This is a genomic window from Bacillota bacterium (assembly GCA_013314855.1).
Classification (GTDB): Bacteria; Bacillota; Clostridia; order Acetivibrionales; family DUMC01; genus Ch48.
The window spans coordinates 1-9900 of record JABUEW010000144.1; the positions used below are offsets into that span (position 1 = coordinate 1).

General features: G+C 37.1%; 9 protein-coding genes. 8 read left to right on the forward strand and 1 reads right to left on the reverse strand.

Going from position 1 to position 9900, the window contains the following annotated elements:
• Window positions 1-192 (reverse strand): hypothetical protein (locus tag HPY74_17880; GenBank protein NSW92495.1); only part of this gene is annotated, 192 nt, incomplete at its 3' end.
• Window positions 193-297: 105 nt separating this feature from the next.
• On the opposite strand from HPY74_17880, the gene HPY74_17885 reads away from it, so the two are divergent.
• The 8 genes from HPY74_17885 to HPY74_17920 form a co-directional block, all read left to right on the forward strand.
• On the forward strand, window positions 298-981 hold the full coding sequence (locus HPY74_17885) for a glycosyltransferase family 2 protein (GenBank protein NSW92496.1): 684 nt from the start codon (window positions 298-300) through the stop codon (window positions 979-981).
• A gap of 212 nt (window positions 982-1193) precedes the next feature.
• The gene (locus HPY74_17890; protein NSW92497.1) at window positions 1194-2357 is read left to right on the forward strand and encodes a glycosyltransferase family 4 protein; all 1164 of its coding nucleotides are present in this window, start codon (window positions 1194-1196) and stop codon (window positions 2355-2357) included.
• A gap of 56 nt (window positions 2358-2413) precedes the next feature.
• Complete coding sequence (locus tag HPY74_17895) at window positions 2414-3559, forward strand: radical SAM protein (GenBank protein ID NSW92498.1); 1146 nt, start codon at window positions 2414-2416, stop codon at window positions 3557-3559.
• A 21-nt stretch (window positions 3560-3580) separates the two neighbouring features.
• Window positions 3581-4570, forward strand: coding sequence for an NAD-dependent epimerase/dehydratase family protein (locus HPY74_17900; protein ID NSW92499.1), 990 nt, complete (start codon window positions 3581-3583; stop codon window positions 4568-4570).
• 41 nt (window positions 4571-4611) lie between these two features.
• Entirely contained in the window at window positions 4612-5877 is a 1266-nt protein-coding gene (locus HPY74_17905) for a polysaccharide pyruvyl transferase family protein (GenBank protein NSW92500.1), read from the forward strand.
• Between the two features lie 36 nt (window positions 5878-5913).
• The gene (locus HPY74_17910; GenBank protein NSW92501.1) at window positions 5914-7134 is read left to right on the forward strand and encodes a glycosyltransferase family 4 protein; all 1221 of its coding nucleotides are present in this window, start codon (window positions 5914-5916) and stop codon (window positions 7132-7134) included.
• 14 nt (window positions 7135-7148) lie between these two features.
• Entirely contained in the window at window positions 7149-8975 is a 1827-nt protein-coding gene (locus HPY74_17915; protein ID NSW92502.1) for a hypothetical protein, read from the forward strand.
• Window positions 8976-9730: 755 nt separating this feature from the next.
• Window positions 9731-9900, forward strand: a 170-nt coding sequence (locus HPY74_17920; GenBank protein ID NSW92503.1) for an IS5/IS1182 family transposase, incomplete at its 3' end; no start/stop codon positions are given.

Consider the following 9900-nt stretch of genomic DNA (forward strand, 5'->3'; position numbering starts at 1 on the left):
GTCATTGCCAGGTACGGCGACATCGACTACCCTTCGCTTTTGTCCGGCAAGCTTTCCCTGGCCCGGCCCTGGGCAGAGAAGTTCCTGAGGTACCGGTTTAGGAAGGCCCTGGACAGCCGCGCGGCCGCTTATAACTATTTTTTTTAACCCTAAGGTCCCAGGCAGCCTTGGTACCTTAGCCGCAGGAGGCATGGGACTAAAGTCCCGGATGGGGATAGGCCGCGCGAGGGCTGTACTTGTAGAGTGAAATTAGTTTTAAATTTCAGGGAAGTGATTTTTTTGGAAAGAAAACATATCATGGAAAAAAATCACAATCCAAAAATTACCGTCCTTTTATGCACGCTAAATGAGGAAAAAAATCTTCCACATGTATTGCCTAGAATCCCGCCGGAGGTGCATGAGGTCTTAATTGTGGACGGCCACTCAAAAGATGAGACGGTCAGGGTGGCAAAAAAGCTTGTTCCAGGTGCTCGTATTCTTTTCCAGCCAGGAAAAGGGAAAGGCGATGCTCTCAGGTACGGAATTAAAAAAGCCACAGGAGATATTATTGTAATGCTCGATGCAGATGGCTCAATGGCTCCCGAAGAAATACCAAAGTTTGTTGAACCTTTGCTAAACGGCTATGATTTTGTTAAAGGTTCACGTTTTTTACCCGGCGGGGGCACAGCCGATATGTCAAGGCACCGGGTATTTGGCAACTGGGTTTTTACCACGCTAACGAATATATTTCATCGCTGCCGCTATACTGACTTGTGTTACGGTTACAATGCTTTCTGGAAAAAGGCTTTTGATAAAATAAATTTTAAAGGAAACGGCTTTGAGGTGGAGACTGAGATAAACATTAAAATACGCAAAGCAGGCCTGAAAGTTGCAGAAGTGCCCAGCTTTGAAGCAGAGAGGATCAACGGTGACGGTAAACTGCACAGCCTAAAAGACGGGTGGAGGATTTTAAGCACTATTTTTAGAGAAGTATTTGCATAAAAATGAGGATTTTACATCAAAGCAGCGAGTACGAGCTGAGGGTAAAAATGGCAATATAAAAAATTGAGACAAGCTTAGCGAACAAAGCTCAACGGCTTGAGGGATGGCTACAGGATATTTTTAACGATATTGAAGCATTTTCCGCTTTTATTTCAAAGGATGGAAAAGCCAAGCATTCAGCATTAAATATTTTGTTAGTATTAGGTATACATATGAAAATTTGTATAGTTGGTTCATCAAAGAAATTTTTTAGCGGAATATCTGCTTATACAATTGTAATGGCTAACGCCTTTGCCGAGCGGGGGCATAAAGTTTCGGTCATTTTGCTGCGCAACCTGGTGCCTTTGTTATTGTACCCAGGGCGGGAACGGGTAGGCAAGGGAAAGTATATAATAGATTTTCATCCAGAAATAGATGTCTACAACGGAATGGACTGGAATTCTCCCTCATCATGGATAAAGGCAAAACGTTTTTTATCAAAGCAGAAACCAGATGCAATCATCATGCATTGGTGGACATCTTCCGTAGCACACATGCAGTTGTTTTTGTCTGTCTGCAGGCGTTTTAACAGTTTTAGACCCAAGCTTATTTTAGAGATGCATGAAGTGGTTGATACTCTGGAGGAAAAAATACTTCCCATCCGGTTATATTCGAGAATTGCCGGCAAGGCATTGCTCAGCTCATGTGATGCTTATACGGCGCACTCTGAGGAGGCCAGGCAAGCTGTTATTAATATTTATAAGTTAGCCGGAGATAAAATACATGTTGTTCCCCACGGGCCTTACAGCATCTATGGTGGATTTGACAGGCATGCTGCCAGAAAGGAACTGAATTTGAATGGCTTTGCCATACTTTACTTTGGCATGATCCGCCAGTATAAAGGAGTATCATTATTAATCAGGGCTTTCAATGATATTCCTCCGGAACTTGCAGCTAATATGCATTTGATTATTGCTGGAGAAAACTGGGGGGATGATACAGAACTCATGCAAGTTTTGGAGAGTTCACCCTACCGGGAAAGGATTATCTTCAGACCCGAATTTATACCTGATGAAAATGTAGCAAAATTTTTTGCTGCTTCTGATGTGGTGGTACTGCCTTACCTGCGCACCTGCGGGAGCGGGGTTGTAAATATTGCTGTTGCCCAGGGCAAGCCGGTGATTACAGCAGATCTCGATACCATGAAAGAATGTCTCGATGGTTATGAGGGAGTAAATTTTTTTCCGGCAGGTAACGTTGAAGCTCTGCGGGATGGTATTATCAGAGCATATAATAACTGGGCTGCCGAGGGCATTAAAGCACATAAGTTTAAGGGCGTTTCCTGGCAATCTATTGTTGAGCAATATGAGAATATCATAACTGGTATTAAACAGTAAGATTTTATTGAGCTGTTATATGCCGGATTATTGCTTGAAAGGATTTCGACTATTTTATGAAAATTAGCTTTTTAACCGAAGTAGGTTACCGTTTATTGAGTTATAAATCCCAAAGTATTTTTGGTGTACCGCGAACAAAGCCGCTGAGCCTTACTGTGAGCATTACTCAAAAGTGCAACAGTAAGTGTAAGACCTGTAATATATGGAAAGACCCCAGAAACAAGCAGCCAAACAACGAGCTTGCCATTGATGAATACGATAAGATTTTTGAAAGTATAGGGCGTTCGGTAATATGGTACACCTTAAGCGGCGGCGAGCCTTTTCTGAGGAAGGATATTGTTGAAATTGCAAAATTAATCATAAAATATTCGGCTCCAAAGGTAATAATTATCCCCACCAACGGTCTTTTGGTGGACAGGATATTTAGGGAAACGGAGAATATCTTAAAAATACTTCCACATCATTCTACCTTAATTGTCAATATTTCACTTGACGGTATAGGGGAAAACCATGATGAAATAAGAGGCATTCCTGGAAATTTCAAAAAATTTTTAGAAACATTTGCCGCGTTAAAAGAATTAAAGAAAACTTATAATCATTCATTTGAACTTGGAGTGCACAGTGTGGTATCCAGGTTTAATGTTGAGAACATATTAGAATTATTCGATTATGTGAAGAATAATTTGTCCCCCGATTCTTATATTTGCGAAATTGCTGAAAACAGAGAAGAGCTGTTAAATACAGAAGACGACATCACCCCGGCAATCGACCTGTATGAAAAGACAATCCGGCCTTTACAGCATGAGCTGAGAGAAAGCCTGCTTCATAATAAAGGCATTACGGGGCTTATCCAGGCCTTCAGGTTGAAGTATTATGATTATGTCATTACAGAGATGAGGGAAAAGAGGAGAGTCATACCCTGCTATGCTGGGCGCGTTTCGGCGCAGATATCGCCGTGGGGTGACGTGTGGCCGTGCTGCATTCTGGCATACCAGGCTGATATGGGCAATCTGAGGGAATTCGGGCATGACTTTAACAGGCTCTGGTACTCTGAAAAAGCAGCAAAGGTGAGGAACCAGGTTTTTAAAGGAGATTGCTACTGCCCGATGGCAAATGTTCATTACACCAACATGGTTCTCACCCCGAAAGCCATGATAGGAGTAATGAAGAATTGTCTTGGGGCCAGAGTGGGGGCCAAATAATAAATTGATGGGGTCTTTAATGTGGAAGTCCTAGTTACTGGAGCTACAGGGTTTATTGGTAATAGATTGGTCGAATACCTGTTGAAGAACGGGTGCCGGGTGAGAGTGCTAACGAGAAGGCCTCTCGAACAGTATAAGAATATTGCATGGGGCAGGGAAGTTGTACATGTGCAGGGTAACTTAAGGGATGTCGATTCAATAAAAGAGGCTGCTCGTGGGGCAGAAGTAGTTGTTCATATGGCAGCACAATTGGGATCCTGGAAAGCAAAACAAGAAGATTATATAGATGTAAATTACAATGGGACAAGGTTGTTAGCTGATGAATCAGAAAATGCAGGTGTGCAGCATTTTATTTATGTCAGTACTGCCGGGGTGTTTGGCACGTTAAAGCAAATACCGGCGGACGAAACACATCCCTGTAATCCCCGGTATCCTTATGAAAAGACAAAGTTCATGGCTGAACAATATATTTCAAAAAAAATGAAGGGTGGTTTTCCGGCTACAATTATACGACCTTCACATGTTTACGGGCCTGGTGATGTTAACACGGTTCCGTTGCTCAAGGTGTTGAAAAAGTTTCACTTTTTCCCTTTGATCGGTGGGGGCAGGTCGTTATTTCAGCCGGTTTATATTGACGATCTTGTAAAAGGAATAGTTCTTGTTATAAACAGTCGTAAAAATGTGTGCGGGAAATTATACGTTCTGGCAGGCAAAGAGGCCGTTACTTTTAAAAAATATATTCAAGTGATAATAAAAATATTAGGTATTAAGGTTATATTGCTGCCATTCCCATATAGCGTAGCAAAATTTGCTGCAATATTAAATGAATCAATGTCGAAAATTTTAAATTTTGAGCCGATTCTCACAAGGTTTAGAGTGGACTTTTTTGGTGGACACCAGTATTATGACACAAAACGTGCTCAAAAAGACTTTGGTTTTAAACCTGAAGTTAGCCTGGAATATGGCATTGAAAAAGCAATAAATTGGTATCGCGAACGCAAGTTGATTTAAAGTATTTTTGTGATTTTAGAGAGTATGGGGTAACTATGATTATGAATAAAAAAATTAATAAGAAAATAAGGGTCATTCTATGGAACATGAATTATGTTTTAGATTCTGTGTCACCAAATGTTGGTGACAGGGCATTGTTGACTTCTATTATTAGCGCAATTAAAGAAAACTGTTCAGATTTTGAAATCATTATTTTTGCCAGTGATCCTAATGTGGTTAGGCAGGAATATAATGTCTACGGTGTGAGGTATAGATTCAATAATTTAAAAGAGATATTATCTGAGTTGTGGCATTGTGATATATTTGTGTTTGCAGGTGGCGAAGTTGTGGTTGATAGGGGTTCGACTTTGTATACCCCTTTTATGATGCATGCAGCACTCATAGCGAAGTTATTCAGAAAAAAGATAATAGGATATGGTATAGGTATTGCTGAAAAAAACGAAATTACCTATTTTAGTAAGTTTTTAACGCGTTTAGTTTTCAGCAAAAGTACCGTAATTGTGCGTGATATTATATCCAAGGAGTCACTACTAGCTATTTGCAAACCAAAAATTATACATTGCACAGCTGATCCAGTGCTCAATTTAAAACCCATATCGAAAGAAGAGGTAGAATATTTTTTAGAAACAATTGGTATAATAAAAAACGGCAAACCATTAGTGGCTATTGTCCCCAGGCAACCTTTGATGCCATTAAATAAATTTTCTGATCGTATATGCAATATTATTCCTATTAAAATAAGAGAAAAGATGAAATTAACTCCCAAAAATTTCGGTGCTAAAATAGCAGAATTTAAAAAAAATATCGCCAAAATAAGCGATTATCTGGTTGAAAAGTATGATGCTAAAATTTTGTTTATACCTATGTTTAGCGGTTTTATGTCATATAATGATGATGTTATGTGTAAGGATATTATAGAAAAAATGAGGTGGAATTCAAAGGCAAAAATTATTAGTAGTGATCTAACGGCAGGTGCCTTTAAGGCTTTGTTCGGAAGTATGGATTTAGTAATAGGTTTTCCATTGCATTCCATTATTTTTGCTACATCGATGGGGGTACCTGTAATATCTTTTTCCTATGAGTCTAAGGTTGAACGTTATATGAAAAGATTGAAATTTGAGAAATACAATTTTGATATAAAGGATATAAATCATGAGATTGATTTTGATCGCGTTATTGATACTATAGACTATATAATGAGCAATAGAGAGAGCATAAGAAAGCAATTAATTAATAACATTATGGAACTAAAACATATTGAGGGAGAAAATGTTAGGTTGTTTCTCCATAATATTTCACGAAAATAATTGTCAGGCCGAACACGTTTTAGGGGGCTTTTAATAATGAATATATTAATGATATCGGAATTTTTCCCTCCAGTGCTGGGAGGGATAGCAGTGCATGTTGCTAGTTTAGCCAATGTTTTAGCTAATAGGGGTCATAAAATAAGAGTTTTGGCACTTGGGTGGAAGGGTTTAAATAGTTATGAAAGAAAAAATAATTTTGAAATATTTCGCATATCAGGGTTATTTCAAAAGACGGGTTTTATTTATGGTAATAAGAACTACCGTTTTCATCCCCCTATACATGATCCAATTGTAGTAAAAAGGGTTGGCGAACATATAAGAGAATTCCATCCCGATATCATTCATTGTCATGGTTGGGTTGTTTTTTCTTTGCTAAGAATTAAAAAGATTTTTAATGTCCCATTAATTTTAACTTTACATGATTATGGGTTAATTTGTCCGACCAGAACCGTATTTAAGGATAGTAACACTTGTAGTGAGGTTGAGTTAAATAAATGTATATTGTGTTGCCGGTCAAAAGTTGGGCTTATTAAAGCTCATGCTATGTGCCGGGCATTGTTATTTAATAAAAATAAACTGGATCTTGTTGATAAGTATATTGCAGTAAGTAACGATGTAAAAGAAATTCATAAACAATTTTTAAATATACCGGATCAAAAATTTGAAGTAGTTCATAATTTTTTTGGTTCGGAAGTTCAGGTTCGGGAATTAAGTAATGTTGCACTACCTGATGACTTTATTCTTTTTGTTGGAGCAATGAAACCTGAAAAGGGGATTGATGTATTGATTCAAGCTTACCGCAAATTAAATACTAAAGTTAAGCTTGTAATAATTGGCATGAAAAGAGCTGGTTATAATTTTAAGAAGGATGAAAATGTTGTTTTTCTTGAAAATCAACCTCATTCTGTTGTACTAGAAGCTTGGCGAAAGTGTCGTTTTGGTGTTGTACCATCAATTTGGGCGGATCCATGTCCAACTGTTGCTTTAGAAGCAATGGCTTGCGGCAAGGCAGTGGTGGCCTCAGATATAGGAGGTTTAAAGGACATTGTAGTGCACGATGAAACGGGCCTTTTGGTGTCGCCGGGGGATGTGAATGCACTTATGGAAGCGATGAAAATATTAATTGAAAATTCTGGTTTAGCAGAGGAAATGGGGAGAAGAGGATATAGAAGACTAAAAAGGGAGTTCTCTGAGGAAAAGCTTATTTCTAAGATTGAGAATATATATCAAGAATTAATTAAAATAACCAAGTGTTAGGGGTAACTGTGCATATGGAATTAACGATTGAGAATAATTCTAGAAAAGCATATCAAACGTTCTTTATATGGCTGATGTTTTACTTTATATGTGTAGGTGTAATTTCTCTCTCATACTTTTTATTAGAGCAAAAGTTAATTATCGGTAGGCTTTTATTTTGGACAGGTATAGTTGGACTAGGTATGGTAACTATATTTACTTTGATATTTTATAGGTCTAGTTTACAATTGAACATAATTATTTTGTTTGCATATGGAATTTTTATTTTTTTACCAATTTACATTTTTAGCCCCAATTGGCCTGTCTTCCAAGATGAAGTTTATCATTTCCAACACGCACAAATTATCAATGATTCGGGTCGTGCTTTGAAAGGATTGGAAGGAACATTAAAAATTTTTAATTATTATCCTGGATTAGAATTATTGGGAATTATATTTGCAAAAACTAGTGGACTAAGTATTTTTTATGCAGGAAGATGGACTGTTTTATTGGCTCATTCTTTTATTTTAATTTTTATTTTTTTGATAATTAATAAGTTTAGTAGTTCTAATTATATATCCCTTATTGGAGCTTTTATTTTTAGCGTGAATGCTTCATATGTTTTTTTTGACTGTGTTTTTGCATATGAGTCAATTGGTATATTTTTATTTGTATTAATCCTATATTTGTTGATTTGCAATAATAAAAGTAAATATAGAATATCCTTTTCATTATTAATAATAATTACTATGTTTTCATTAATTATAACACATCATTTTTCTTCTTATCACCTAGGATTGTTTATTATTATTACTTCTATTGTTTCAATATGGAATCAGAGAAATAAAATTGCAGAAACAAAGTTTTTAACTATATTGTTATTATATTTTGTTCTAGTTTTTTCGTGGATTATTTATGTTGCTGTTTTAACGCTAAAATATTTTAATGGTATTTTGGGAGAGAGAATAAAGGCATTATTAACGCTTTCTCTTTTTGAGATTCGAGAAAGTTTTAGGGTTGCACCTCTCCCGCTTTTTGAATTAATCGTTAATCGTTATTTGTATACGTTTTTAATTGTGTGTGGATGCCTGTTTTGCTTATATCTTTTCTATAAAGAGCGGTGTGAAGCTAAATCTTCACAAAGAAATATTGTTTTAAGTTTATTAATATACGGTCCTTTTCTATTTTTATTAACATTACCTTTGACGTTAAAAGAAGGGGCTGAACCAATTTATCGTTCCTGGCCATTTTTCTTTACAGGCGTTTCTTTTGCTATAGCGGTAAGCGCAAATTATGTGCTTTTAAAAATAAATGAAACAAAAAGAAATCTTAAAGTTTTTTATCGCTTAGTAATATTGACTTGTTTTGGTATAGTGGTAATGGGTGGGTATAATTTGGGGGCAGGATTAAATCTTTTATCAAGACCTGCGGAACAATATGCTTCAGGGCCCGAATCAATTACTGCCGATGTTTTTTCTAGCGCAAAGTGGTTTAAAGATAATATTGGTAGTAATCAAACAATTTTTGGTGACAAAACAGTTAGTTGGATATTTGGTGATATACAGAATATAAGTCTTCAAGATAGTAGCAAAATATTTCTTTCCAAGGAAATTAATCAGGAATATAGTTTTTTACCTCTAAAGTATTATATAGTTATTGACAGACGAATTACTGAAAAATTGGCCAGATATCAGACCTATTTTGAAGGTAAGTTACCGCTTTCTATGCCTGGCATCCCTCAATATGGATTCAAAGAACCTTTAGCAAAGGAATATATTGACAAATTTAACAAAAGTAAGATATTAACAAACATGTATCATAATGGCAATATTTGCATTTTTCTTCATCAGGTTAAAGGATAAACGGGAGGAAAAAATGAAAGAATTGACAAACAGTTTCGACGGAGCATCAAAACTTGCGACAGTACCTGGACAGTGGTCACAAGGTATTTGTTTAGCAGCGAGGATATCGGCTATATGTCGGTAGAATATGCTGGAATTAGCAATTATTACTGCATGCTACCTACATTGCTGATGTGGGTTCATCGTTAGTTCGCGGTTTACTCGCAGTTGCTTGGCATAAAGGCATCCTTGAAGGATTGGATATGGATATTAGCTTGGGTGGCGAAGACGGTGGTAATAACCAGTGGTATCCTGATGTTGTTGCTCCTTCAGACAGTCAGGTAGTTGTATTCTGGAACCTGGTCACAGACTACTAACAGTAATACATATAAAGGTAACGATGGTGTTGATAAGGGTACCGTTGATTTTTATAGTTCCAGTTACGCATATAAAGTTCCAGTTACATTTAGCAGGCTGTTTTTTGGAGAGTATACTATTGAATTAGTAAACACAGGTACAAAAAATTCAGCCAGTTCTGTGACGAGAATAGCATTAAACGCTAACTATCGCGGCCTTAATGAATAAAAATGTAATTTAATCTGATGGGGCTACCCTGGCTGCAAAAGGTATAGCCCCACTTTCTTAAAACTATATAGGGCTTGCTGAATAGCCATAAATTCCAGTAGTACCAAGGGATTAAGGGTGTTTATGTCGAATTATTCTCCAAGGAAAACAGGCTCAATCATGTAAAAAGCTTACACTTGGAGGCTGATAATATGTACCGGCGTCCCACCGGTCAGATGGTTATTGAAGACTTCGTACTTCCCTTCGAAGGAAAACTTGATGCCAACAACCGCTGGGTGAAACTGGCCAAGATAATACCCTGGGAGCAGATCGAAAATGAATATGCCGATCTTTTCCCGTCCAATACCGGTACAGTGGCAAA